The sequence below is a fragment of the uncultured Kushneria sp. genome (assembly GCF_947497025.1).
Taxonomy (GTDB): domain Bacteria; phylum Pseudomonadota; class Gammaproteobacteria; order Pseudomonadales; family Halomonadaceae; genus Kushneria.
Map to the genome: position 1 here is coordinate 1 of NZ_CANMFC010000009.1, position 26,195 is coordinate 26,195.

The following is a 26,195-nucleotide window of genomic DNA, read 5'->3' on the forward strand; positions in this document are numbered from 1 at the left end:
ACCATCGACCTCAGTCTGACTGATGTAAAAACATCTACCCTTAGCGTGGGTGATTTCAACGTCAATGGTTATACAGGTACTCCTGCAGATTACACAGCTGGCGATCTAACAGATAAATACGGTACAGACGTACCTGCTGCAGCCGCTGCCGATATTACTGGCTCTGATGGTGCAGCATTTGCAGGCACCCTCACCAAGGATACGAACGGTAATTATTTTGTAAAAGATGGTGATGGCAAGCATTACGCTGCTTCTGTCAAAGTCGTTGATGGTTCAGCCGATGGCACAACAACTCCTCCGAGCCTCAAGGTGTCTGTAGATTCAGAGGAAGCTGTAGGCGTACTGACAGGTGACCCGTTGGCTACTATCGATAAGGCACTGGCTTCTGTTGACAGCGCACGCAGCACGCTGGGTGCCCAGCAGAACCGGCTGCAGTCGACCATCGAAGGTAACGCCACCACGTCTACCAACCTGTCCAGCGCCATGTCCCAGATCAAGGACGCCGACTACGCGACCGAAGTCTCCAACATGTCCAAGGCACAGATCCTGCAGCAGGCCGGCACTTCGGTTCTGGCGCAGGCCAACCAGACCACTCAGGGCGTCATGTCCCTGCTGCGTTAATCGCAGACCGGTTGAAAGCCTTAGAGTTGACAGTATCAGGGGGCGCCTTCGGGCGCCCTTTTTTGTTCTCTTACAGACTTTCAGCTTTCAGTTCAGTAATTGGCTTAATCCATGTCCCCTTCGGCCGATATAACAAGCACATTCTTGCATTCTGAGAGCGTTCATGTTCTCGATATCTTCATCTCGTTCCCTTCCCATCAGCAACCAGCTGGATAAAAGTCAGCGTTCACTCAATCAGGCCATTGAACGACTCTCCAGTGGTTTGCGTGTCAATTCTGCCAAGGATGATGCTGCGGGTTTGGCCATTGCCAACCGCTTTCAGGCCAACCTGAATGCCGATATGCAGATCACCCGTGGCGTCAATGACGGTGTCAGCCTGATCCAGACCGCTGATGGCGGGCTTGAAAACATCAATGGCCTGCTGCAGCGCGCCCGCCAGCTTGCCGTACAGGCTTCAACCGAGACACTGGCAGATTCCGACCGGGCGGCACTCCAGCAGGAATTCACGCAGCTCCGTGCCGAGATTGACCGTGTGGCCAACGACACCACCATTTTTGGCAAAACACCGCTGGCCCCGGCAACACCACAGCCACTGCCAGTAAAGCTTGGCGATACCCCCCCGGCCAGTGAAGTCCTCGAGCCTCAGTTCAGGCCTTATGCTTCTGGTGTCAAAAGCGTGGCCTATATTCCAGTCGGCACACAGAATTTCAGGCTGGAAATGGACTCTCTGGCCTATGACGATGACATTCAGCTTTTTACCACGGATGGACGTCACCTGATTGGTACACCCATCACAGGGGAAAACACCGATCACGTCTGGCAACACCAGAAGATAGAAAGCGAAGCAGATGCCGACCGCTTGCTCATGAATTCGTCGGAAGGCTTCAAGCAGAATGCTCACTATGACAGTAGTGGCTTGCAGGATGGCACGGGCCAGTACGACACCACCCACCTGCCCGTAACGGTCAACTACAACGGCATGCAGATTCACTGGTCAGGTGATGGCGATCGCCAGTATCCCGAAACGGCGGGGCAAAGCGGCTCCGGTTTTAACAATGGACGGATTGATGACAATAAAAGTCAGCTTGAAGTTCTCACGATCGATGAAGTGACAGAAGATCTGCTGATCTTTGTGGTGGGTGAGGGAAACTTTAATGCCTCGGCCACCTGGGATCACATGCCGCTTGAGTACACTCCACCCCCCCCGCCCACGGGCCCGGTCAGTATTGATACGGATATTGTGGTAGGCGCCGATTTCGGTAGTGATCTGCAAAAGATCACTATTCGAGCGACGCCTTCGGATAGCAAAACGCTGGGTCTGGAAGATACAGGCCTTGACCCGGCAGAAAAGGCGCGGGCGGCACTAGGTGATCTCGATCGTGCGATGGATCGTATTAGTGAATATCGTGGAAGTTATGGCGCGCTGCAAAACCGGCTTGAAGATGTCACAGAGACAGTGGCTGACAAACAGGTCATCACCGCCGATGCCCTATCACGCATCATGGATGCCGACTATGCCGTTGAAGTATCGAACATGAGCCGCGTACAGATCACCCAGCAGGCCGGTACGGCCGTGCTGGCCCAGGCCAATCAGCGGCTGGATAGCGTGCTCGCACTGCTGCGTTGAGCACAGTCCGTTAGGCAGGACAGGCTCCGGCGCTCCTGGGGGCTTTTTTATCGATCAAACACACCTGTCTCTTCGCATCTCGACGGCTCCTTTCAGCCGATCCCATCGCTGGGCATTTCTCTAATCAATAGTGTTGCTATATAGCGCTTATTGTTACATCGCGTTAAAGAGAAATTCCTGAAGCGCCGTTACTACCACAGATCCTCAGTGTACTGAGGCGTTGCTTGCCTCTCGCTTTAGGCCAACAGAACAGCCTTTTGAGATGACAGGATTATTTCGTCTTTCGGACTTCAGATCATGACGCTGACTTCAGGGCACTTTAAAACGTTTTCGACGATCTCTGCTGTCATTGTGTCTTTTATGCTGCCCTTGACCACGCAGGCGGCCTCGCACCGTACAGCGCTATCGCCAACAGGCTTGCAGCAAGGCAACTGGCTGATACGTCTGAAAGCCACCAGCCTGATGCCGGTCAATGAAAGTAGTCAGACAACCCCTTTGGGTGGTCAGCTGGAAACGCCTTCTAGGCGCTTGCCAACGCTGGGTGTCAGCTACTTCCTGACCGATCAATGGTCAGTGGAAGCGATGGCTGGCGTCATCTCGACCGATTACCGCCTGACGGACAGCCTGCTGGGCGATCTGGATATCAGTCGCGTTAAAAGTGCCACTGTATCTCTGGTAGCGCAGTATCACTTTCGCCCTGACGCCGCCTTGAAACCGTATCTGGGGGCAGGTGTCAATCACACCTGGCCTATCAGCGTTGAGCCCGCCTCGGGCGTGCCAGATATCGATATGGAAGCCCTTACCAGCCCGCTTTTGGAGGCGGGCCTGGATTACCGCCTCTCCGAGCACTGGTTTGCCAGCGCCAGCGTTGGCTATGTGATAACGCCTGCTCAGCATTTCAGTGGGGAGGGCTTTAGTGCAAAAAGCGATACCGATGTCCTGACGGCAGGCGCAGGCGTAGGCGTAGGCCTGCGCTTTTAAACGCTTGTTGGCAACCACGGCTTTAAAACGACGCTGCGGCAGATGTTGCGGTCACCATAACCAGCAATAAGGGCAGGAACGCCCGGCATTGCGGCAGGAAAGGAGTCCGCCGGTTACCATGCTTGATCTTGAAACGCTTCATTTTTCCAGTGCGATCAGCCGCGGCGCCTATCTTGCCCTGTTTCTGGTTCTGGCACTGCGTCAACGCGAAGAGACCTATCTCTGGCACTGGATCGGCGCCATTATGGCCTCGCTGCTGGGGTCACTGATACTGGCAGGTGCTCCCCTCAACAGTGTGTTGCCAACATGGCAAAGCATACAGGTCTTTGCCCTGTATATGGCCAGCATCACCCTATCATGGTGTGGGCTGCGTCATTTTTACGGTCGTACCAACAACTTGCCTGTCCTGTTTGCATTAACACTGTTTCCGTCGCTGCTTTGCTCTCTCTTGCCAGGACTGGGATTTTCAGCACATACGATGTTGATCATTTATTTTCTGTTCGCGGCGGCTGCCTCGACCCTGGTCGTCATCGAAATCGCTTTCGCCAGACGTGAACATCTCTGGTCCCAGCTTGTGGTAGCCGTTGCCTTTACCGGTTATGCAGCCAGTTTTTTTCTGGCCGCTGCCATGCTGCAGTTTACCCCGCTACAGGTCTCGCCGCAGACAGCCTACGTCTCGATGATCTTTGATCAGATCAACAGCGTTCTGGTGTATGTCGGCTATGTGGCGATGAGCGGTGAACGCGCCAACTTAAGGCTCAGACATCAGGCCGACACCGATGCGCTGACCGGGCTTTTTAATCGACGTGGTATTCAGCATGCACTGCTAAAACTTGATTCGAAGCATCCCGGAAGCACAACATGCGTACTTTTAGGGGATCTTGATCATTTCAAAAAGATCAATGACACGCTGGGGCATGACGGCGGAGATGCCGTATTAAAAATCTTTGCCAAACGTTTGAAAAACCTGATGCGTCGCGATGATATCGCCGTACGCTGGGGGGGCGAGGAATTCCTGGTCGTACTGCCTCATACCACCATTGATGAAGCAGGTGCTTTCGCAGAACGACTGAGAAAGCATATTGAATCCGAGCCTTTTGTAATTTCTTCACAAGCCATCAACGTAACCATCAGTATCGGTATTGCTGAAATCGAACAGCCACAGGAAACGTTCGACAAGGCCGTTGGCCGTGCGGATCAGGCGCTTTATCAAGCCAAACACGCGGGTCGCAATCGTATATCCCGTTAGCAGTACCAACCTGCAAGGCTTTGTCTTAAGCGCTGCAGATCAATTGATCATCCTTCCTTCAATACCGATTACCCTCCATGTCTTCATAGCCAAAATCCCTGGTCATCGGACGATGATCAAACAGCTCGCCCCAGGCACGATCATGCGCCGCTGATCGAAAGTTTTTCATGCCGCCAGTCGGGGTAAAGGTTATCTCACCGAAGTAGATCGCATCGCGCATCAGATAGAAATCAACGCGTGCAAATCCAAAGCCTTCAGACAGTTTGAGCGCCAGTTTCATGGCCCGATCCAGCTGTGCCGGCTTTTCGATGGGGCAGTCGGTATTGAAACGCTCATTAACGACATCCACGAGATTCCAGTCCTGATCATAGTAATCGACATGAAAATCGGTGAAGCGATCATGCGTCACTTCAATAAAGACCTTCGGTTCCTGCCCCTCTGCGCGAAAGCAGTAAAACTTGTAGTCCTTGGGAATCTTGCCGTTCTCGTCGAGCAGCAGCTTTTCACACATTAGCCGAGGCGTAATGCTGCGATAATGCAGCTCGCGGCTGTCACGATAAAAATTGCTGGCCAGCCAGTGATCGCTGAGACGCCGCATCAGCTCATAGCTGTAATCGGCCTTGTTGCGCACCACCAGATTGTAGCCGGAGCCGTGATTGGCCTTGAGGACAAAGCTGCTGGGCAGCCTGTCGTAATCGTGCTGGGTAAAGGGCTGAGAAATCGGGTACAGCGGCAGCAGCGTCTCATTGCCAATCTTCTGGCGGACGTAATCACGTACCAGCAGCTTGTCACTCAGCGGCGAAAAAATAGGCTCGGGATGCAGACGCCGATAGCATATTTTTTCGTTGAAGGTTTCAGGGTTGACCAGGTTGGGCCTGACGCCAAAATGCTTCTGATAGCGGTGCGCAATATACAGGCGATCCGGTATCCAGCGGGAAATGCTCCTTCGCATCATGCGCAGCAAGCTTTGGCGCTTTTGAGGGAGAAGCTGTTTGTTGTTTGTGTCAAAAACCTGCATCTCTGCTTTGGCGTGCTGACTTGCGGTTGGAAACACGTGTAATTCCTCCATTGCCTTCCCCTGCGAGGTCAATTTATATTTCAATCAGTAACTTTGAATACGCAGAAGATAAAACGAGTAACCAAAAGAAAATATGCCGTAACGCGCGTGCCCCCTGGTTATAGCTGATCTCGTGACTGGTTGGCGGTGCTCATGGACCACAGAGTGTCATGAGTCAGGGCTGCGACACGACCTTCCTTCAGCCTGATATCAAGCAAATACGTAACACTCTGTTTTTCATAAAAACCAATTGACGGTTTGAGCAAAAATAAATTCGATACAGAGCCTCCTGCACCAGAGAACGCCTCTTCCTTGTGCTTAAAAAAGCCTTGAAATCCCGAATTCTTGTATTCAAATTCATATTTTTTCGCGATTTATTGTATCAGGTATTTTTTATATAAAAGCGTTTCGGCACAGTCTGGTTAGTAACTTCGACTGTTATTGATAGCAACCCCGGAAAGGGAGCACTGCCATGATCGTTATCTCCACCGCCTCAGATATTTCCAGCCCAACATCATTCGGCAGGACCTTTATGGCCACATCTGCCCCTGTTACTTCTGTGTCCATGCCTTCCAGGCAGACAGATAACACTGCAGGGCTTGAAAAGGCCTTGACACAACTGAATCAGGATTTCGCCCTCATAGGTATCGAGTTTGATATCCATGACGATAGTGGCCGAATTGTGACGCGCGTGATCGACCGCGAGAGTGGCGATGTAATTCGCCAGATCCCAACGGAAGAAGTTCTTCATATGGCACGTATGGCGGCACGTCAGCAGGGCCGGATTTTGCAGACCACCGCCTGAAGCCTGAGCGGTAAAATGGTGAGCATGCTCTGGATATAAAAAAGCGCCCCTACAGGGCGCGTATCGACCACTCAAAACATATCGAGGAAGCAGTGCACTGCTTCCTCGATGCTTATACCTGCATGCTCATGATCTCACGATAGGCACTGAGTACACGGTTGCGCACCTGAATGCCCATTTCCGTAGCCACACTGGCTTTTTGCATGTCGACCATGACATCGTTGAGGGCCACATTGCTGTCACCGCGTGAAAACGCCACGGCCTTGGCTTCGGCGGTCTGTTTCAGGCCGTCGATTCGATCGATCGCCCCCTTGAGTTCTCCCGCAAAACTGACGCCTCCTGCCTGTTGTGCAGCGTTTTGATGACCGCCTGCCTGCTGTGCCACGCCCTGCATCTGCTGAACCAGGGCCTGAAGGCCCGCTGCTGCCACTGACATTTGAGTAACTCCGGGAGAGTGATCGTAACCAAAAGTAAATTTTGTCACCGAATGCAGCGCAGCTTAAAGATAAAGTGCTCTCGTCGATTGTTCTAAATAGTGAAAAAAACAACGGCTATTCGATCCTTCAATCTGGTTACTTACCGTAATAATGACGCCACTCCCGGTATAGGGCGCCACCGTTTCCGGTGCCCAGCGCATAAAGAGTCTGCCGATGCCCATCGAGCTGAACCCGCGTAACACCAATAACACTGAGGCGATGTGATGAGTGCTCAAGCAACACAAGGCACCGATCAGAAGCTGTCCGGACTGATGGATCGCCTCAAGGCCAATCCGCGTCTGCCCCTCATTGTGGCCGGCGCTGCTGCCATCGCGATTCTGGTCGTGCTTTTTTTATGGGCGCGTGCACCCGACTATCGCGTGCTGTTTTCCAATCTGAGCGACAGCGACGGTGGTGTCATCATCGCCCGTCTGGATCAGATGCAGGTTCCCTACCGCTTCTCGGAAGGCGGTCAGGCCATCCTGATTCCAGCCGAGAGTGTTGAGCAGACCCGTATGGCGCTGGCCAGTGAAGGGCTGCCCAAGGGCGGCGGTGTTGGCTTTGAGCTGATGGACGGCCAGTCCTTCGGGATCAGTCAGTTTGCCGAGCATGTGAACTATCAGCGCGCGCTCGAGGGCGAGCTGGCCCGCTCCATTGAATCGATCGATTCAGTGCAGACCGCGCGCGTGCATCTGGCAATGCCACAGGAGTCCGTCTTCGTCAGGGACCGCCGCCAGCCGTCGGCCTCGGTCATTTTGACGCTGTATCGCAATCGAGCCGTCAGTGAAGGTCAGGTCAGCGCCATTACACACCTGGTATCGGCCAGCGTTTCGAACCTGCCGGTCAATCAGGTCACCGTCGTGGATCAAAACGGCAACCTGCTTTCTCAGCCCGGCGGCGATGACACGCGTAACCTCAACGATGCGCAGCTCAAATATACAGCGCAGGTTGAAGAAAATTATCGCAAGCGCATTGAAACGCTGCTCTCAACGATCGTGGGACACAGCAACGTACGCGCCCAGGTCACTGCCAATATCGACTTTTCCATTGGCGAGCATACCCAGGAAACCTACGACCCCAATCAGGATCCCAACCAGGCCAGCGTTCGCAGTATTCAGTCCAGTGAGAGCGTGCAAAGCGGCAGCGGTGGTATCGGCGGTGTTCCCGGAGCACTGAGCAATCAGCCGGCCCCTACCGTGCCTTCACCGGTCGAAAACGCCGCCAACAATGAGCAGAACCAGAACAACGCTCAACAAAACAACGCTCAGCAAAACAATGGTCAGCAAGGTGATGGCGAGGAGGCTGCCACGACGCAGGCCCCGGCCGTGCCCCGCTCTTCCACAAACAGCAGCACGACCAATTACGAAATCAATCGCCTGATTCGACATGTGCAGGAGGATACCGGCCAGGTACAGCGTCTTTCGGTCGCCGTCGTGGTGAACTACCGCGAGCAGGCCGGCGAAAACGGCCAGACCGAGCTGGTCGCGCTCTCCGATGAGGAAATGGCTCGGATCCAGCGCCTGGTGCGCGAAGGCATGGGCTTTTCAGAAGCGCGTGGCGATTCACTGGAAGTGGTCAATGCCGCCTTTAGCCAGCAGGCAACGCCCGAGTCACCGGAACCGGCCTGGTATGAAAATCCGGAGCTGATCTCACTGGCCAAGACGCTGGGACGCTATCTGCTGATCGCCATTGTCGCCTTTATCCTCTGGCGCAAGCTGCTCAAGCCGCTGGTGGAGCGTCAGCAGGCGCTACAGGCACCGGCAGGCACTACAGCCACAGGCAGCAGTGGCACCCTGCTCGCCACTGCCGGAGATGACGAGGACGAAGAAACAGAAGAGTCCGACATCGCCGAGCAGATTGCGAAAAAGCAGAAGCGTCGTCAGCGCATCGAACATGAAACCCTGTTGAGCACGGTCCGCGACCAGGCTCAGAAAGACCCCAGAATGGTCGCAATGATTCTCAGAGGCTGGATCAATGGCAAAGACTGAAGGCAATGAAGAAGGCATCGAGCGCAGCGCCATTCTCATGATGGCACTGGACGACGATACGGCCGCTGAAGTCTTCAAGCACATGTCGCAGCGTGAGGTGCAAAAAGTGGGGCTGGCCATGGCCGGTCTCACCCAGCTCACCAACGAGCGTCTGATGGAAGTGCTTCGCCAGTTTGATACCGAGATTGAAGAACTCGGCGGCCTGAACCTGCAGTCAAGCGACCATATCCGGTCGGTGCTGGTCAAGGCACTCGGCGAGGAACGCGCCTCAAGCCTGCTGGAAGACATCTTTGAATCCGGCAACGACTCCGGCATCGATGCCCTGAACCTGATGGAGCCCGGCGTGGTCTCCGAAATGATCCGCGATGAGCATCCGCAGATCATTGCCACCATCATGGTGCATCTGGAGCGCCATCAGGCCTCTGAAGTGCTGTCACGCTTTGATGAAGGGCTGCGTAACGATGTGGTACTGCGTATTGCCACCTTCAGTGGTGTACAGCCGGCCGCGCTTCAGGAGCTGACCGAAGTGCTTAGCGGCCTGCTGGATGGCCAGAACCTCAAGCGCAGCAAGATGGGCGGCGTGAGAACGGCAGCCGAAATCCTCAACCTGATGAACACTACCCAGGAAGAGAGCGTGATCGAAAGCGTGCGCCACCATGACGACTCTCTGGCGCAGCAGATTCTTGATGAAATGTTCGTCTTCGACAATCTGGCCGATATCGACGATCGCAGCATCAAACGCATCCTGCAGGATGTCGACAGCAATTCTCTGGTTATCGCCCTCAAGGGGTCACCGGAAGAACTCCGCGACCGTTTTCTCTCCAACATGTCCTCGCGCGCAGCAGAGCTTTTGCGCGAAGACATGCAGATGCGCGGACCGATTCGCCTGTCGCAGGTCGAAGTCGAGCAGAAAAACATCCTGCAGCTGGTACGCCGTCTGGCCGATGCCGGTGAAGTAACCCTGGGAGGAGGCGACGACGCCTATGTCTAGGTCGAACGATCACTCGTCGTGGCAGCCCTGGGAGATGGGTCGTCTGGAAAGGCGCGAGGCGCGACAACCCGCTCCCGATGTGCTGGAGAAACACAACATTCCCCAGCGTCGGGAAGAAGACGACATACGCCGTGAAGCCTTCGAAAAGGCACGACAGGAAGGCTTTGAGCAGGGCCGGCGCGAGGGACATGATGCCGGCTATGCCGCAGGACTTGAAGCCGGTCGGGCGCAGGCTCACCAGGACTATCAGCTCGAGCTTGAATCGCGCCTGCATGAAGCACTTGCCCCGGTGGCAGACATGGTCAACGCCTTTGACACGGCCGCCGGCAAGCTCAAGGACGATATTGCCTACGCTCTGGTCGAGCTGGCGCTGGAGACCGGCCGCCAGCTGGCCGGGCGGTCGCTTGAGCTGGCGCCCGAACATATTCTTGATGACATCGAAAAGCTGATGATGGAACACCCCACGCTTGGTGGGTCGCCGCGCATCTGTGTTCACCCCGACGACCTGGCCATGGTCCAGAAGCAGCTGAGCACCCTGCTCGGTGATGTCGGCTGGCAGCTCAAGAGCGATCTCTCGCTGTCACGCGGGGACTGCCGACTGGAAACCGATCAACTTGAAATCGATGCCACTCGCGACGACCGATGGGAACGGCTGCGTCACGCCGTTGGCCATGGCAAGCACTGATGAACCCCGCGACAGGAGTCAGCTCTCATGTCATTGAACAGTGATGCCATGCTCAATCAGTGGAAGCGTACGCTGGAAACCGCCACACGGCGCGTACAGAAACTGCCGGCCAATCGCGAACGCGGCCGGCTGACCCGCGCCACCGGACTGGTGCTGGAAGCCGTCGGCCTGCGCCTGCCGCTGGGATGTGGCTGCCTGGTCGAGCTGGCCGACGGCCAGGGAGAAGCCGAAGCTGAAGTGGTCGGTTTCAATGGCGATCGGCTTTTTTTGATGCCGCTGGTCGAAACCAGCGGGCTGGTGCCCGGCGCCCGCGTCTGGCCGGTCAATCCCCGCCCGGGCGCTGGTCAATCCCAGAGCAAGCAACTACCGGTAGGCGATGCCCTGCTCGGACGCGTGGTGGATGCCCGCGGCCAGGTGCTGGATGGCCGCGGCCCGCTGGTCGAGCCGGATAACGTGTCGCTCAATGCCCCAACGCTCAACCCGCTACAGCGCGCTCCCATCGAGGAAGTGCTCGATGTGGGCGTTCGTGCCATCAATGCCCTGCTCACGGTCGGCCGCGGCCAGCGTCTTGGCCTTTTTGCCGGCTCGGGCGTGGGCAAGAGTGTGCTTCTGGGCATGATGGCCCGCTACACCCAGGCGGATGTCATCGTCGTGGGCCTGATCGGTGAACGTGGCCGTGAGGTCAAGGATTTCATCGAAAACATTCTGGGTGCCGAGGGTCAGCGCCGCGCCGTGGTGGTGGCCGCTCCGGCCGACATGTCACCGCTGCTGCGCCTGCAGGGCGCGGCTTATGCCACACGGCTGGCAGAGGACTTTCGTGACCGCGGCAAGAACGTGCTGCTGATCATGGACTCCCTGACCCGCTACGCCATGGCCCAGCGTGAAATTGCGCTCGCCATCGGCGAGCCACCGGCGACCAAGGGCTATCCGCCTTCGGTCTTTGCCAAGCTGCCCGCACTGGTCGAACGCGCCGGTAACGACGCCCCGGGCAAGGGCTCGATTACCGGGTTTTATACCGTGCTGACCGAAGGTGATGATCAGCAGGATCCGATCGCCGACGCCGCGCGCGCCATTCTTGACGGCCACATTGTACTGTCCCGAACGCTTGCTGAAGCGGGTCACTACCCGGCCATTGATATCGAAGCATCAATAAGCCGTGCAATGACAGCGCTTATCGACGAACCACATTTCGAGTGCATCAAATACTTTAAGCAGATGTTGTCACGCTATCAGCGCAACCGAGATTTGATCAGCGTAGGCGCCTACGCCGCAGGCAGTGATCGACTGCTGGATGAAGCCATCCGGCTCTATCCGGCACTGGAAGCCTTCCTGCAGCAGCGCATGGGTGAGCGCGCCGATGTCGAGCATTCGGTAGAAGGGCTCAAGTCGCTTTTGAACTCATAGCGCCCGGGACACCGACTACAAGACAGCCATTTGGCTGACTGTCACCGATACTGAGGGGACCATGTCCAATCATTCATCACTTGAAATGTTAATCGAGCTGGCCGAAGGCGATCGTGATGCCGCAGCCAAATTGCTGGGCCAGCTGCGCTCGGCGCATCAACAAAGCCATACACAGCTCGAGATGTTGAGTGATTATCGCAACGACTACCTGCGCCGCTTCGAGCAGGCAATGCAGCGTGGACTGACCATGGCTTCCATTCAGAACTATCAACGGTTTTTGTCATCACTCGATCGCGCCATCGAACACCAGCGCCAGCAGGTCGATCAGCAGCAGGGCCGCATTACGCGTGGCATGACGAACTGGCAGCAGCAACAAAAGCGTGTGAATTCCTATGACGTTTTGATCAGCCGGCGCCGTCAGGAAGCAGAACACCGCATGAACAAGCTTGAACAGCGCCAGAGTGATGAATATGCCAGTCGGGCAACCTCCGCGCTGGGTGGGTTCTAACCACGTTTTTTCTGTCAGGAAACATGACACATGCTGACGCCAGTCAACGCTCAGATCACCTCCCGGGGCTCTACCAGCGCCAACACCAAAGGCAGCGATAGCGATAACGGCTTCGGCGCCCTTTTAAACGATACAAAGGCACGTCGTCAAAGCGATACCGAGCCTTCGAAAACAGGTTCTGCAGCGTCCCGGCGACAGGCCCGTGCCGAGGACGCAGGCTTGGATTCAAAAGGTTCTGCCCTGCATAAAGGCAGCGACGCCAGCATCGCCGGTGATCGCAAACCGGTACAGGCGGGCAGTGCTCGTCAAACGCTATCCAGCGCTCTTGAGCAACTTCAGGGCAATCGTCTCGAAAGCCGTGAGCACTCTGATGAGACTGGTGTACAGCGCGGCACAGACCGCGCTCGTTCGACACTGGCCAATCAGAAAGGGATTGATGAATCACGCCAGCCCAGACTCGCGGCACTGGCAGACGGACGCCGGCCGCTCGAGACACTGGGGGGCGATCGTAGCAGCCGATTGACGGCCGCGGACAAGCAGACTTCCGATATCAAGGCCGACGCGCTCAACGCCAGGGGCAAGCGCCTGAGCGAGAGCGATCAGACCGATAGCGCCGCGTCACTTTACGGACTGATAGATACCGGTTCCTTGATGCAGACGTCGCTGGCTCAAAATGCGCCCGCTGGACGTGAAGGTGCCCTCCCCGCAAGGCGCAGCATGCTGGAACAGAACCTGCGCGGTCGCGAGGCCACAGCCCTTGATGGCACGCAGGATCTGCAAAAGGGTCAGGCTCAGGAAGGCGCTCGAGGCGAACGACTGTTTGGCGAGCTCTTTTCGCAGCGCGAGGGGCCGCTTTTTCGGTCAGGTAGCGCAGGTGCTGACGCAACGTCTGGCACTCAGACAATCGCTTCTGAAACCAACGATAGTCCGCTGAATACCCTGTCTGCCCTGACGGGCCAGTCAGGCGCTGGTTCGATGGCGCCCGGTGTCGCTCAGGCGGTCACGACAGCCACCCTGCCCGCCATGGACAGTGATCAGTGGAGCTCGGCATTTGAGCGTCAGGTCATCAATCTCAGTATGCGTGGTGGTGGTGAAGCGCGGCTGAACATGAATCCGCTCGAACTGGGGCCGCTGTCCATTTCGCTGAAAATGGGTGAACAGAGCGCGCAGCTGCATATTGCCTCGCATCATGCGCAGGTTCGTGCCGCCATCGAAGCCGCCCTGCCTCAGCTGCGTGACGCCTTCAGTGCCAGCGGCATCGAGCTGGGCCAGACCTCGGTCAGTGATCAGGGCAGCTTCCAACAGGGTGGGTTCCAGCAGCAGCAGGAACGCACCCCCGAAGCTCTGGCCTCGCGTGATGCTTCGAGCACTATCACTGGCATCGATACTGACGCCGACGTGATTTCGATCAGCGCTCTGCCGGGCCGCTCGCTCAACGGCGGTATCGATCTTTTTGCCTGATTATCTTTCGGGTACTGAAAAAGATCTTTCGGGGTCGCGCTGATGTCTGCCAGCGCGGCCCTTTCGTTTTCATTCGGCGTGCGCATCAAACGCTTTCCCGATTTCGAAACGCTCTGGATTTCAAAACGTCGAGATAACCGTCTGAGAGCGCGCTATTTGATCCATCGTTTAGCGCGCCAATCCGTACCATGGCATCAACCCGAACACATGATGTTACGGATGAATGAACAAGTGTTCTCAACCCTGACTGGATTGATCTGACGCCATGACGACATCTACCGCAACGCCTCCGGCCAAGGCCGGCAGTAAAAAACTTCTCTGGGTTATCGTCGCGCTGCTGGTCATTTTAGTGGGCATGGCGTGTGCTGCAGGTGCCTGGTATTTCCTCAAGGGAGACGCCCCGGCCGAGACAACACAGGAAAGCGCACAAAGCGCACCGGCGCCTGTACCGGTCTTTGTTGAGCTCAAACCTTTCACCGTGAATCTCAATGATGGCAGTGGCCGTATTCTTTATGTCGGTATCACCCTCAAGGCAGAAGGCGAAGAAGCCGCCACTACCCTGAGAGAACAAATGCCTGAGGTGCGCAATCGTATCCTGATGGTACTGACCGGTCAGCAGGGCGATCAACTCACCACGCCGGCCGGCAAGCAGGCTCTGGCACAAGCGTTGATCGGGGCCTTCGAGCAGCCGTTCAATGGCGATACAAATAGCGTCGCAGTAAGCGATGCCCTCTTCACCGATTTCATCGTTCAGTAGGCCCCCATGGCAGATGACATGCTGTCCCAGGAAGAGATCGACGCGCTACTCAAAGGGGTGAGTGGCGAGGAAGAAGAGACGCGTTCCGGGGACATTGGCACCAAGCGTATTCGCCCTTTCGATCCAGCCAACCAGCAGCGTGTGGTACGTGGCCGACTGCAGTCGCTGGATATCATTCATGAGCGCTTTGGCCGTCGCTTTCGCATGGCGCTGTTCAACCTGATCAGACGTACGGCGGACATTACGGTAGGCCCGGTCAAGATTCAGAAATACAGCGAGTTCACGCGCAACCTGCCGGTGCCCGCCAATATCAACATGATTGCCATCAAGCCGCTCAAGGGCAATGCGCTGATCGTGTTTCCACCCAACCTGGTGTTTCTGGTAGTGGATAGCCTCTTTGGCGGAGACGGGCGTTTTCTGACCAAATCGGAAGGCCGGGAATTTACCCATACAGAGCAGCGTATTATCCGGCGTCTATTGAATCTGACACTGGAAAGCTACGCCGAGGGCTGGCAGTCCATCTACCCGGTGGAGCTTGAATATCAGCGCTCGGAGATGCAGGTGAAATTTACCAACATCACCAACAGCGCCAACGAACTGGTGGTCAACACGACCTTTCATGTCGAGGTGGGTGCCTTTGGCAGTGATTTTCATATCTGCATGCCCTACTCGATGATTGAACCCATTCGCGAGACGCTTTCAGGGCCGCTACAGCGCAATGACCCGGAAGAAGATCGCGAAAGGATGCAGCGCCTTGCCAGCGAGGTGAAATCCTCAAGCGTGGAACTGGTCGCGGACTTCACAACGATCAATACCACCCTGAGCAAAATCTCGAAGCTGTCGGTGGGTGATGTACTGCCCATCGATCTGCCTCAGGACATCAACGTGCGCGTCGACGGTGTACCGGTCATGGCCTGCGATTACGGCAGCCTCAATGGCCAGAAGGGTCTGCGCGTCAAAAGATTGATCGACCATCGTCCCATCGATGCCCACAGGAATACGCATCATGACTGATCCTAAAAACCCGGATTCACCCAACGACAAGTCTGACGAGATGCCCGATGACTGGGCCAGTGCCATGCAGGAGCAGGGTGCTGCCACCGATGAAGACGATATCGACTGGGGCGCAGCCTTTGCAGAAACCGGTGAAACACCGGAGCATGCCCTGGAAGAAACGCCTCCTGCGGCGGCAGAGCCTGCCAGCGACCGTATATTCCAGCCCCTGTCGGGCACTGACGCGCACGGTCAGTCGCGCGAGCTGGATGTCATCATGGAAATTCCGGTCACGCTGTCGGTCGAGCTGGGCCGCACCCGCATGACCATCCGCGAGCTGCTGGATCTGGCCAAGGGATCGGTCGTGGAACTCGACGGTCTGGCCGGTGAACCCATGAACATTCTGATCAATGGCTATCTGATTGCTCAGGGGGAAGTGGTCGTGGTGGAGGACAAATACGGCATTCGCATAACCGATATCATTACGCCTTCCGAGCGCATTCATAAGCTTAATCGTTGAAGTCGCGCCTCGCTCGTGCTAAGTCGTGTCCCTTGAATGAAATGATATGAGTCATCCCATGACCGACAGCCACACGCGCGAGGCAACCTCCTCGCCCCCTCTGGAAAGCTTCAGGCACTTTGCCGACGGCTCGCTTGATGCCGCGGCGTTAACAAGCGCCCATCAAATTGGTAGCGCCCACATCGCCGTCACGCCCGCCGCTTCAAGCCCTTCTCTCGCTCATGACAACGGGCTGGGTATGGCGGGCCTGGGCAAGACGGCACTGGGGCTGGCGCTGGTGCTTTTGCTGATCTGGGGGCTTGCCGCGATCGTCAAGCGTCTTGGGCCGGGACGGCGCCTTCAGGGGCAGTCACTTCGCATCGTGGCAAGCCAAAGTGTCGGCACGCGCGAACGCGTGGTGGTCGTCGAGGTAGATGAGACCTGGCTGGTGCTCGGGGTGACGCCCGGCAGCGTCAACCGACTTCATGAAATGCCGGCAAAATCCCAGGGGCCCATGGACAATAATGGCCGCCCTGTCGACCAGACTACTTCTGCCCGCCCTACCTTCTCAGAAAGCTTCAAGCGTGCGCTGTCTCAGCGCTTTGATAGGCGCCCATGACTCACTCTGCTCTGCTCCGCCTGCCTCACTGGACCCGACTCGGCCTGCCGGTGCTGCTGCCATTACTGGCCATGCTGGTATCGCTGCCGACCCACGCCTCGGCCGAATTCCCGGCCATGACCAGTCAGCCGCTTGACGGCGGCGGCCAGTCCTGGAGTCTCTCCATCGAGACGCTGGTACTGCTGAGCTCAATGGCCTTTTTGCCGGCAGCGCTTTTAATGATGACGGGCTTCACCCGAATTATCATTGTGCTGGGGCTTTTAAGAAGTGCGCTGGGCACCCAGTCTTCACCACCCAATCAGATATTGGTTGGACTGGCGCTGTTTCTGACCTTTTTTGTCATGTCGCCGGTCTTTGAGCAGATTTATGAGACGGCCTGGCAACCGCTGTCGGAAGGCAATATCGGCATGCCGCAGGCCATCGAAATCGGCAGCCAGCCCCTGCGGGAATTCATGCTGCATCAAACGCGTGAAAGCGACATCGCCATGTTTGCCGGCATCGCCAACATGCCGGCCATGGAAGGCCCGGAAGATGTGCCCATGCGCCTGCTGTTGCCTTCCTTTGTCACCAGTGAATTGAAAACCGCCTTCCAGATCGGGTTTACGATTTTCATTCCCTTTTTGATCATCGACCTGGTGGTGGCCAGCGTTTTGATGGCGCTGGGGATGATGATGGTGCCGCCTGCCATCGTGTCATTGCCCTTCAAGCTGATGCTTTTTGTACTGGTCGATGGCTGGGGGCTTCTAATGGGTTCACTGGCGCAAAGCTTTTATATGTAGGCATGGCAACCACGGCTGGGCGTTTCCGGGGTAATAACCCCGAATTATCTCGACTTCAAGGAGTGCCTCCATGACACCGGAAATGGTAATGAGTCTGGCCTATCGCGGCATGATGCTGACGCTTTTGATTGCCGCACCGCTGCTGCTGGTGGCCCTGACGGTCGGTCTGCTGGTCAGCCTTTTCCAGGCGGCTACCCAGATCAATGAAATGACACTGTCCTTTATTCCCAAAATTCTGGCGGTCTTTACCACATTGATCATTGGCGGGTCATGGATGCTGGGCACGCTGTCCGACTTCACCCGGGAGCTTTTCAATAATATCCCCGGCATGATCGGCTAGAGGGCCTTCGCTTGCTGGAGATTACTTCCGCCCAGCTTGATGCCTGGCTGACGGCCTTTTTTTGGCCTTTCGTCAGAATTCTGGCATTTATTGGCACCGCCCCCATCTTTGGCGAAACCGCAATCCCCCGAACGGCCAAGGTCGGGCTGGCCTTTGCCCTGACGGTGATCGTAGCGCCCGTAGTGCCTCCCATGCCGGATGTTCCTCCTGCTTCCTGGGCGGGCATCATGATCATTATCCAGCAGTTCATTATCGGCGCGGCCCTTGGGCTGGTCATGCGACTGGTATTTGCCGCCATCCAGGCCGCCGGTGACTATATCGCCCTGCAGATGGGCCTTTCCTTTGCCTCGTTCTATTCTCCCGAAGCCCAGGGCACCACCACGGTGCTGTCGCGCTTTTTGAACATGATTGCGATCCTCATGTTCATGGCGCTTAACGGTCATACCATCATGATCCGCATCATGATCGAAACCTTCACTCGTCTGCCGATCGGTGTGGAAGGCCTTGAGCCCGCAGGGTTTGATGCCATCGCCCGCTGGGGCAGCTTCATTTTCTCGGCAGGTTTTCTCATGTCCCTGCCGGTACTGACAGCACTTCTGATCATCAATATATCGATGGGTATTCTTAACCGCGCCTCACCGCAGTTCTCGATTTTCTCGGTAGGCTTTCCCATTACGCTGTTAACCGGCGTGGTGTTGCTGACCTTCATGACGCCGGAGCTGGGCACGATCTTTCAGCGCATGTTTGAAAGCGCCCTCAATCAGATGGTCAGCGTTACCGAGCTATTCTCTTGAATGGCGATGTACTTCTTTAATTCATATGTTCAGAGAAGCATCGTGAGATTGCATTGCTCCAGGACAAGCACCTTTCATGCATAAGTCATGCATAAGAAAAAACCCATGTCGTAACCGACATGGGTTTTGATCACATGGCTTGCCGGATATTAACGAATCAGACTGAACAGTGAGGTCTGCTGCGTCTGCATGAACATCTTCTGAGAGGCTTCCAGTCCAATCTGGCCCAGCGTATAGCGAGAGATGGCTTCGGCATAATCCAGATCTTCCAGATCAGAGAGAGTGACCTTGTTGCTGATGGTCCGTGTATCGCCAATATCGCCAAGCACATCCAGCTCGTTAAGCTTGCTGCCAATCGCAGAGCGCGCGCTCAGGATATTATCGCTGCCGCTGTCGATCTGGCGGTTGGCCTGGTCCAGCCTGGAACGCAGGTCATCCTGGTTTTCGGCAGTCTGTGGCTCTCGCAACGTTGCAATGGCTTCTTCGAACACCTTGAACAGTGGTTGATCAACTTCCCCGCTTTTGGTGGCGGGTGCCTTGAAAACCTCTGATCCTGCCGCGTTGACATTCATGCTGCGCGAAGCATCAACCTTTATGTTCAGCGGCTGTGTATCTCCGGCATAGGCCTCCACTGTACCATCAGCAGCGGTTTCAAAGGGCTTTACGTCACCCTTTGAGCCCGCAAACATATATTGACCACTGCTGTCTCTGGTATTGGCCAGCCCCAGCATCTGGTTATAGAGCCCTTCAAGCTCAGTGGCAACCGAGGCACGATCACTATCGGTGTAGGTGCCGTTACCGGCCTTGACGATCAGCCCCTTGGCGCTGACCAGCAGATCCGACACGCTGTTCAGGGTATTTTCCTGCAGGGACAGCGTGCTGTTGGCCGATGTCCGACCACTCTTGAACTGTTCCTGCACGGCCTGATCCTGCTTGACGATCAGAGCCTGCGAAGCAGCACGCGGATCATCGGACGGCGACACGACACGCTTGCCACTGGCGACCTGCTCACCCACTTTCGACAGATCGCTCTGGCGGCTCTGCATGGCATTCTGACTGCGCTCGAACATCATTGAAGTACTAATACGCATTTAATGTATCCCCCTTAACGCACGATGCCGATCAGCGCATCGAACATCTCCGAAGAGGCTCGAATCATCTGTGCGCTGGCACTGTAAAGCTGCTGATATTTGAGCATGTTGGCGGCCTCTTCATCGATATTGACGCCCGATACCGACTGCTGCGCGCTTTTGAGCTCCTGGGAAATCTGGGTCTGAGCGGCGTTGCTGCTCTTGAGTGTGGCCGTTTTGTTACCCACATCACTGACCATCGAGGCATAGGCCGTATTCAGGCTGGTGCTGCCGTTGATCAGCTTCTCGTTTTGAATATTGGCCATGGCCAACGCATTGCTGTTACCCCGCACCCCTTCATCAAGACTGCCGCGAGCCGCGATGCCTTCCGGCGTCATGTCCTTGCTAACACTCATCTGAGCGGCAGCATTTTCAAGCGGCTTGATAATGAAAGTATCGCCAGCGGAGAAGCCGGAGGTATCGCCAATGACAAGACCGGCAGCTGAAGCATCAACGGTTTGATTGTCACTCAAGCGCGTTAAAACAGGACCATTACTGGTAACCGTCAGCTTGTAATTGCTGGCGGATACCTTTGAAATTTCGGCGGTACCTTTAACCTCAACACCCTGATCAGACTTGATTGTTGTACTTTCGGCAAAGGCTACCGTCGGCACGGCATCGCCACTGTTGGCACTGCTGGCCACAACAGTCGGTGTACTGGCAGTAAAAAACGCCTTGCCGGCATCGCCGTCCAGATCGAAACCACCGGTCTGCAGGTCATTGACACTGCTCGCCAGCGCATGAGCCATCTGATCCACACGCAGCTGCGTAGGTTCCAGCGACTCGTTACGAAACTGGGTCAATCCCCCCAGCGTACCACCGGTGAGTCTGCTTTCATCCAGCTCGAACAGATTGCCGTCGCTGGCCTTGAGAGCCACCACCTGCCGAGTCGGATCATCTTCCGAGGCCACCATTTGCAGTGACTGTACCTGCTTGCCCGCTACCAGCGCCTGACCGGTCGACAGCGACACCATGTATTGGCCATCCTGATTCACCACGGAGACACCGGTCAGTTCGCTCATTTTCGACACCAGCAGATCACGCTGATCGAGCATGTCGTTGGGTGGCGTCCCGGTCTTGGACTGGGTCTGAGTAATCTGGACGTTGAGCGTGGCAATCTGTCTGGAATAGCTGTTGATCTCATCGACCACCCCACCCATCTGCGCCACGGTGTTGTCCGACATGTTTTTCAGATAGCTGTCGGTGGCGCGAAACTGGGCCGTCATGCTCTCGGCATTACCCAGCAAAGCCTGACGCGCTGATGTGTCAGAGGGATTGCTGGCCATGGTCTGCATGCCGGCAAAGAAGGACTGCATCTGTTTATTGAGACCGGCATCACCATCACCCAGCAGATTATCGATCTGGGATATCTGGGCCAGATGCGACTTGCTGGCACCCAGTTCGCTGTTGGCATCGTTGAGCTGCGTGCTGAGATACTGCTCATACTGGCGCTGTACACCGGTCACACTGACGCCACTGCCGGCAAAAAGGCCGCCGGCACTGGTGCCCTTTGATTCGGCAAGCCCGGTAATCTGGCGGTTGTAGCCTTCAGTATTAACGTTGGCAATGTTGTTGCTTGTCGTATTCAGACCGATCTGGGCTGCTCGCAGCCCGCTCAGCGCTGATCCCATCAGTGAACCGGACATGGTGTTTCCTCGCACGCGCCCTTAAGGGTGTTATCTGTCATGTACTATCGGCCGATCGCCGGAAAATTTTAGAAAACATACCCTGTTAACAGGGTATTGAATCGATCAGAAAATTCGGCTGGCTTCATTTTCAACGGCATAGGCCATGGCAGCCCTTTTTTGAGTGATCGCTGATACATCACTGTCCTGACGGCTCTGTGTACGTGTGGCATACAGGGACTGGAGCGTGCTGGTATCGTCATTCGGCATTTGCGCCATGATGGACACCAGCTTTTCGCCATAGCGCGGGTCAGTTGCATAGCCACACTTTTGCAGCGCATGCGCGGCAGCTTCGGGTGTGCGTGCATCAAGCACCGGCTGATAGCGCGGATTTTCGGTCAGAAGGCGCGCATAATCGGAAAACGCTGCCTCATAGGAATCATAAACGCGGAAGGCAGCGCGCTCCTTGTGCGCCGTACCCGCTTCAAACTCCGTGGTCATGACGCTGGCCCGATCGCCCTGCCACCCACCAGTGGCCTTGATGTTGAAAAGGTTGTGGCTGGCCTTGCCATCGCCGGTGCGAATTTCCTTCGCACCCCAGCCGGTTTCAAGGGCGGCCTGGGCCAGAATCAGCTGATGCGGAATGCCCGTGCGTTCGCTGACCGCCCGTGCCGCAGAACCCATTTTCGAAACAAACGACGACACATGCGGCGCGACATCGGCCATCATTTTTTGATGGTCGACTCGGTCTTGTAGACCGCCACCCAGTGAGGCGTAGCCTTCAATCAGCGGCCCGCGCTTCTGCTCGGCGGGCTTGACCACACTGCTCCCCGACTCGAGGCGCGCGTTGTATTTCAACTGTTCATCGTTCAGCGGGATGGCCAGCGCCGACGGGATATTGCGTGACTTCGCCGTCAGCGTTTCAAGCGAATCATTGGGTGATTGACCCATCGGCTGGACACTGTCCTTGTTCGACAGCTGCTTGACCATCATGTCGGACAGCCCGATCCCCTGCTCGGAGAGATTCTGCGCCCACTGCTGATCCAGCATTTTGGTATAGGTATCCATGCTGTCGCTTTTGAGCAGATCGCTTTTGGGCATGGCATCGCGCATGCTTTTCAGCATCTTTTGCAGAAACAGCGCTTCAAACTGCTGCGTGGTTTCCTTGAGGCTCTCCTGAGGATTGTCACGCGCACTGTACTTGAGCTTCGAAAGCCCCTGCACGTCGAGCGCAAAACTTCCCCGACTGTCCATTGTCATCAGATGATCTCCAGATCCGCGTTGAGCGCACCGGCCGATTTCAGCGCCTGAAGAATGGCCATCAGGTCATTGGGGGTCGCGCCCAGACGATTCAGGGCATCCACCACCTGACTCAGGTCCGCCTCGCCACTGACAATGCTCAGTGCTCCGGACTCTTCCTGCACGTTGATGTCGGCATTGGGTACCACAGCAGTTTGCCCGCCCGACAAGGCATTCGGTTGGCTGATAATGGGGTTGGAATCGATCGTAATCGAGAGATTGCCATGAGCAATGGCGGCACGGTTGAGCGTGACGCGGGTATTCATCGCCACCGAGCCGGTACGTGCATTCATGATGACCTTCGGCGTCACTACACCCGGATCCACATCGATGTTTTGCACACGCGCCATGAAAGCGACCTGAGAGGCGCTGTCCAGCGGCGCGGCCAGCGAGATCACCCGCGAGTTCTGGGCGACCGCAATACCCTGACCCATGGCATTGTTGATGGCATTCATGGTGCGCAGGGCCGTATTAAAGTCTGCGTCCTTGAGCTCCAGATCGATACGCCCCTGCTCGGCCATCTGAACCGGCACCGTACGTTCGATGGTCGCACCGCCCGGAATGCGCCCGGAAGACGTCTGGTTGACCTGGACGCTGCTGCCGGCCGCCTGAGCACTGATGCCCGGGATCACCATATTGCCCTGTCCCAGCGCATAGATCTGACCATCAGCGCCCTTGAGCGGCGTCATGAGCAGAGTACCGCCCCGCAGACTGCGCGCATTGCCGACCGAGGATACGGTGATATCAAGCTTCTGGCCCGGGCTTGAAAAAGGCGGCAGCTCGGCCGTGACCATGACAGCGGCTACATTCTTGAGCTGCATGTTGGTGCCGGCCGGTATCGTGACCCCCAGCTCGGAGAGCATGTTGGTGACCGATTGCCCGGTAAAGGGCGCCTGCATGGTCTGGTCACCCGTGTTGTCCAGACCCACGACCAGGCCATAACCGACCAGCGGGTTGGAGCGCACGCCTGCGAAGGTGGCAATGTCGCCCAGCCGGGCTGCCTGCGCCTGACAGGCCAGGCCCATCAGGACACCACCACTCAGCAAAAGCGCCGCGCAACGCAGGGAGATGGATTTCAACATTGCCATCATTGTGAAATTCCTCGATTAAAACGGTGAAATATTGAGGAAGAAGCGCTGCATCCAGCCCATGGTCTGCGCCTCATTGATATACCCATCGCCGTAATACTCAAGACGTGCATCGGCGACCTGGGTCGACGGTACGGTATTGAGCCCGGTAATCGTGCGCGGATTAACGGTGCCCGAAAAACGGATGTATTCGGTGCCCTGATTGATGCCGATGCGCTTTTCGCCGGCCACCTGGAAGTTGCCGTTGGGCAGCACATTCATGACCGTTGTGGTAATGGTGCCGGTAAAGGTATTGGACGCATTCGCGCCACCCTGTCCCTGAAACGTGTTAGTGCCGGAAAGACTGGTTGTCTGACCGTCCAGCAGCCCACCGATGACCCGTGGCGTGGCCTCAAGGCCGAGCGCTGTAGAGCCATTGCGGGTAGCATTGGCGGCCGAGCTTTTGGTAGCACTGACATTTTCATTGAGCACGATGGTCAGGATGTCGCCCACACCGCGGGGACGGCGATCCTCGAACAGTGGCCGCGTATAGTTGCTCTGATAAATCGAGCCATTGGCCACCGGTATCGGCGGAAGCTGAGGCGGTGCCGTTGTCGGTCCTTCCACCACGTTTTGCCGTGGAATCTGGGCGCAGGCCACCATCGTCATGGCCAGACAGGCAACCAGAAACAGCTTCCACAAACGCATATATCGCATCATTGATCCCCGGTTAACCCTGCACACGTGCATCAACATTTCCTGTCAGAGCTGGGTCAGACGAGCCAGCATCTGGTCGACGGTCGACACGGCCTTGGAGTTGATCTCATAGGCACGCTGCGTTTCGATCATGCTGACCATCTCCTCCACGACATTGACGTTGGAGGTTTCTACAAAGCCCTGATAAATCGTACCGGCACCGTTGTTACCGGGAATGCTGTCATTACGCGGGCCCGAGGCATCGGTTTCGAGATAAAGGTTGTCACCGATGCTTTCCAGACCGGTCGGGTTGATAAAGGTGGTCAGCTGAAGCTGGCCGACCTGCTGACTGGCCGCAGCGCCCGGCACCGTGACCGAGACCAGGCCGTCATTGGCAATCGACACCGACAGTGCATTGGCCGGAATCACGATACCCGGATCGACCGGAAATCCATTGGCCGTGACCAGCTGCCCGTCCTGGTTGACCTGAAAGGCACCGTCGCGAGTGAACGAGTTGGTACCATCCGGCATCTGAATAGCGAAAAAACCATCACCGCGAATCGCGACATCCTTGGTGTTGCCGGTCTGCTCCAGGTTGCCCTGGGTATGCAGACGCTCGGTGGCCACCGCACGGACACCGGTACCGATCTGAAGGCCCGAGGGGAGATTGGTCTGTACCGACGACATCGACCCCGGCTGGCGCAGGTTCTGATACAAGAGATCCTCGAACACTGCGCGCGAACGCTTGAAGCCATTGGTCGAGACGTTGGCCAGGTTGTTGGAAATGACGTCCATATTGGTCTGCTGGGCATCAAGACCGGTCTTGGCAATCCAGAGTGCATTAATCATCGTTTTCTCCCTTCACCGGCAATAATCCGGTGACGTCATGTACCTGCTCAGAGCCGTCATGGCTCGGAGAAATCAATTCATTGAAAGCAGCGAGTTGGCACGCTGATCATTTTCATCAGCGGTCGTCAGTACTTTCATGTTCATTTCAAAACGTCGGGCCGTGTCGATCATGGCCACCATGGCCTCGGTCGGATTGACGTTACTGCCTTCGAGCGTGCCGCTGATCACCTGAACTTCTTCATCACGCGGCAGGGCTGCCATGGGTCCCCCCTGGGCGTTCCAGGCACCGAAAAGACCGTCTTCACGCCGGGCCATGCGCCCATCGGGATTGCTCGCCAGCATCAGTCGACCGACTTCGGCCTGCACTTGGGTGCCGGCCTCGCGGGCGGAGATGGTGCCGTCACCGGCGATCGAGACCTCGGCATTGAGTGGCAAAATGATGGGGCCGTCTTCTCCCATGACCGGATGCCCCTGAGACATCAGCATGCCGGTCGGATCGACCTGCAACCCACCATTGCGGGTATAGGCGGTGTCGCCGTTATTGGCCTGCACCGCCAGCCAGCCCTCACCGTTGATGGCCACATCCAGTGCGCGCCCGGTGGTGCTAAAAGAGCCGGGGGTAAAATCGGAGCCGGGGGTAGAATCAGCCGTAATGGCGCGTGTGGCGTAGCCTGCTCCGTTCACCGGTACCGCACGAGCGGCGCTGAGTTCGGCACGAAAGCCGCTGGTCGAGACATTGGCCATGTTGTTGGCAACGGCAGACTGCCGCTCCAGACTCTGTTTGGCGCCCGACATGGCGGTGTAGATAATTCTGTCCATGACCCGCTCCGAAAAACCTGAGGAAGTATCGCGGCGGGCATTTTCAGGTGTAACCGAATGCCTGCCCTTTGTGACG

At 56.5% G+C, this 26,195-nt stretch carries 28 protein-coding genes; 19 read left to right on the forward strand and 9 right to left on the reverse strand.

Annotated elements, in window-relative coordinates; genetic code table 11:
• The 4 genes from Q0931_RS14945 to Q0931_RS14960 form a co-directional block, all read left to right on the forward strand.
• Window positions 1–621: flagellin (locus Q0931_RS14945; RefSeq protein ID WP_299261681.1), on the forward strand; the 621-nt coding region annotated here is incomplete at its 5' end.
• A 163-nt stretch (window positions 622–784) separates the two neighbouring features.
• Window positions 785–2,248, forward strand: a complete 1,464-nt coding sequence (locus Q0931_RS14950) for a flagellin (RefSeq protein WP_299261683.1) — start codon at window positions 785–787, stop codon at window positions 2,246–2,248.
• Between the two features lie 297 nt (window positions 2,249–2,545).
• Window positions 2,546–3,229: an OmpW family outer membrane protein gene (locus Q0931_RS14955; protein WP_299261685.1), complete on the forward strand. Its 684-nt coding sequence runs from the start codon at window positions 2,546–2,548 to the stop codon at window positions 3,227–3,229.
• Window positions 3,230–3,473: 244 nt separating this feature from the next.
• Window positions 3,474–4,478 (forward strand): GGDEF domain-containing protein, encoded by a 1,005-nt coding sequence (locus tag Q0931_RS14960; protein ID WP_299261687.1) that lies wholly within the window; start codon window positions 3,474–3,476, stop codon window positions 4,476–4,478.
• 58 nt (window positions 4,479–4,536) lie between these two features.
• On the opposite strand, the gene Q0931_RS14965 is transcribed toward Q0931_RS14960, so the two are convergent.
• Complete coding sequence (locus tag Q0931_RS14965) at window positions 4,537–5,433, reverse strand: ATP-grasp fold amidoligase family protein (RefSeq protein ID WP_299261689.1); 897 nt, start codon at window positions 5,431–5,433, stop codon at window positions 4,537–4,539.
• Window positions 5,434–6,007: 574 nt separating this feature from the next.
• Between Q0931_RS14965 and Q0931_RS14970 the strand changes: the two genes are divergently transcribed.
• Window positions 6,008–6,340 (forward strand): flagellar protein FlaG, encoded by a 333-nt coding sequence (locus Q0931_RS14970; protein WP_299261691.1) that lies wholly within the window; start codon window positions 6,008–6,010, stop codon window positions 6,338–6,340.
• Between the two features lie 112 nt (window positions 6,341–6,452).
• On the opposite strand, the gene fliE is transcribed toward Q0931_RS14970, so the two are convergent.
• Window positions 6,453–6,776, reverse strand: coding sequence for a flagellar hook-basal body complex protein FliE (fliE, locus tag Q0931_RS14975; RefSeq protein ID WP_366941627.1), 324 nt, complete (start codon window positions 6,774–6,776; stop codon window positions 6,453–6,455).
• A gap of 264 nt (window positions 6,777–7,040) precedes the next feature.
• Here fliE and fliF point away from each other — a divergent pair, with 264 nt between their 5' ends.
• The 14 genes from fliF (at window position 7,041) to fliR (ending at window position 18,634) form a co-directional block, all read left to right on the forward strand.
• Window positions 7,041–8,804, forward strand: coding sequence for a flagellar basal-body MS-ring/collar protein FliF (gene fliF, locus Q0931_RS14980; RefSeq protein WP_299261693.1), 1,764 nt, complete (start codon window positions 7,041–7,043; stop codon window positions 8,802–8,804).
• Window positions 8,791–9,795 carry a flagellar motor switch protein FliG gene (fliG, locus tag Q0931_RS14985; protein ID WP_299261695.1) on the forward strand — a complete coding sequence of 335 codons (1,005 nt, stop codon included), beginning with the start codon at window positions 8,791–8,793 and terminating at the stop codon, window positions 9,793–9,795. Before fliF ends, fliG begins: the two co-directional genes overlap by 14 nt.
• Complete coding sequence (locus Q0931_RS14990; protein WP_299261697.1) at window positions 9,788–10,480, forward strand: flagellar assembly protein FliH; 693 nt, start codon at window positions 9,788–9,790, stop codon at window positions 10,478–10,480. Before fliG ends, Q0931_RS14990 begins: the two co-directional genes overlap by 8 nt.
• A gap of 27 nt (window positions 10,481–10,507) precedes the next feature.
• Window positions 10,508–11,884, forward strand: coding sequence for a flagellar protein export ATPase FliI (fliI, locus tag Q0931_RS14995; protein ID WP_299261699.1), 1,377 nt, complete (start codon window positions 10,508–10,510; stop codon window positions 11,882–11,884).
• 61 nt (window positions 11,885–11,945) lie between these two features.
• Complete coding sequence (gene fliJ / locus Q0931_RS15000) at window positions 11,946–12,392, forward strand: flagellar export protein FliJ (RefSeq protein ID WP_299261701.1); 447 nt, start codon at window positions 11,946–11,948, stop codon at window positions 12,390–12,392.
• 30 nt (window positions 12,393–12,422) lie between these two features.
• Window positions 12,423–13,853 (forward strand): flagellar hook-length control protein FliK, encoded by a 1,431-nt coding sequence (locus tag Q0931_RS15005; protein WP_299261703.1) that lies wholly within the window; start codon window positions 12,423–12,425, stop codon window positions 13,851–13,853.
• A 42-nt stretch (window positions 13,854–13,895) separates the two neighbouring features.
• The gene (locus Q0931_RS15010; protein ID WP_299261705.1) at window positions 13,896–14,114 is read left to right on the forward strand and encodes a hypothetical protein; all 219 of its coding nucleotides are present in this window, start codon (window positions 13,896–13,898) and stop codon (window positions 14,112–14,114) included.
• Window positions 14,115–14,118: 4 nt separating this feature from the next.
• Window positions 14,119–14,610, forward strand: a complete 492-nt coding sequence (fliL, locus tag Q0931_RS15015) for a flagellar basal body-associated protein FliL (protein WP_299261708.1) — start codon at window positions 14,119–14,121, stop codon at window positions 14,608–14,610.
• Window positions 14,611–14,616: 6 nt separating this feature from the next.
• The gene (gene fliM, locus Q0931_RS15020) at window positions 14,617–15,624 is read left to right on the forward strand and encodes a flagellar motor switch protein FliM (RefSeq protein WP_299261710.1); all 1,008 of its coding nucleotides are present in this window, start codon (window positions 14,617–14,619) and stop codon (window positions 15,622–15,624) included.
• Window positions 15,617–16,123 carry a flagellar motor switch protein FliN gene (gene fliN / locus Q0931_RS15025; RefSeq protein ID WP_299261712.1) on the forward strand — a complete coding sequence of 169 codons (507 nt, stop codon included), beginning with the start codon at window positions 15,617–15,619 and terminating at the stop codon, window positions 16,121–16,123. The genes fliM and fliN overlap by 8 nt, the downstream gene beginning before the upstream one ends.
• A 46-nt stretch (window positions 16,124–16,169) precedes the next feature.
• Window positions 16,170–16,721: a flagellar biosynthetic protein FliO gene (gene fliO, locus Q0931_RS15030; RefSeq protein ID WP_299261714.1), complete on the forward strand. Its 552-nt coding sequence runs from the start codon at window positions 16,170–16,172 to the stop codon at window positions 16,719–16,721.
• Between the two features lie 71 nt (window positions 16,722–16,792).
• Entirely contained in the window at window positions 16,793–17,500 is a 708-nt protein-coding gene (gene fliP / locus Q0931_RS15035; protein ID WP_299261853.1) for a flagellar type III secretion system pore protein FliP, read from the forward strand.
• Window positions 17,501–17,570: 70 nt separating this feature from the next.
• Window positions 17,571–17,840 carry a flagellar biosynthesis protein FliQ gene (gene fliQ, locus Q0931_RS15040; RefSeq protein ID WP_115853248.1) on the forward strand — a complete coding sequence of 90 codons (270 nt, stop codon included), beginning with the start codon at window positions 17,571–17,573 and terminating at the stop codon, window positions 17,838–17,840.
• An 11-nt stretch (window positions 17,841–17,851) separates the two neighbouring features.
• The gene (fliR, locus tag Q0931_RS15045) at window positions 17,852–18,634 is read left to right on the forward strand and encodes a flagellar biosynthetic protein FliR (protein ID WP_299261721.1); all 783 of its coding nucleotides are present in this window, start codon (window positions 17,852–17,854) and stop codon (window positions 18,632–18,634) included.
• Window positions 18,635–18,783: 149 nt separating this feature from the next.
• Here fliR and flgL read toward each other — a convergent pair whose 3' ends face one another.
• The 7 genes from flgL to Q0931_RS15080 all read right to left on the reverse strand — a co-directional run bounded on the left by flgL (window position 18,784) and on the right by Q0931_RS15080 (window position 26,119).
• Window positions 18,784–19,725 (reverse strand): flagellar hook-associated protein FlgL, encoded by a 942-nt coding sequence (gene flgL / locus Q0931_RS15050; protein WP_299261723.1) that lies wholly within the window; start codon window positions 19,723–19,725, stop codon window positions 18,784–18,786.
• 14 nt (window positions 19,726–19,739) lie between these two features.
• Window positions 19,740–21,410, reverse strand: coding sequence for a flagellar hook-associated protein FlgK (gene flgK, locus Q0931_RS15055; protein ID WP_299261725.1), 1,671 nt, complete (start codon window positions 21,408–21,410; stop codon window positions 19,740–19,742).
• Window positions 21,411–21,515: 105 nt separating this feature from the next.
• The gene (gene flgJ / locus Q0931_RS15060; protein WP_299261727.1) at window positions 21,516–22,649 is read right to left on the reverse strand and encodes a flagellar assembly peptidoglycan hydrolase FlgJ; all 1,134 of its coding nucleotides are present in this window, start codon (window positions 22,647–22,649) and stop codon (window positions 21,516–21,518) included.
• Window positions 22,649–23,779 (reverse strand): flagellar basal body P-ring protein FlgI, encoded by a 1,131-nt coding sequence (locus Q0931_RS15065; RefSeq protein ID WP_299261729.1) that lies wholly within the window; start codon window positions 23,777–23,779, stop codon window positions 22,649–22,651. Before Q0931_RS15065 ends, flgJ begins: the two co-directional genes overlap by 1 nt.
• Window positions 23,780–23,794: 15 nt before the next feature.
• Window positions 23,795–24,472 (reverse strand): flagellar basal body L-ring protein FlgH, encoded by a 678-nt coding sequence (locus Q0931_RS15070; RefSeq protein ID WP_299261730.1) that lies wholly within the window; start codon window positions 24,470–24,472, stop codon window positions 23,795–23,797.
• Between the two features lie 45 nt (window positions 24,473–24,517).
• Window positions 24,518–25,300 carry a flagellar basal-body rod protein FlgG gene (gene flgG, locus Q0931_RS15075; protein WP_299261732.1) on the reverse strand — a complete coding sequence of 261 codons (783 nt, stop codon included), beginning with the start codon at window positions 25,298–25,300 and terminating at the stop codon, window positions 24,518–24,520.
• Between the two features lie 72 nt (window positions 25,301–25,372).
• Window positions 25,373–26,119, reverse strand: coding sequence for a flagellar basal body rod protein FlgF (locus Q0931_RS15080; protein WP_299261734.1), 747 nt, complete (start codon window positions 26,117–26,119; stop codon window positions 25,373–25,375).
• Between the last annotated feature and the right edge of the window lie 76 nt (window positions 26,120–26,195).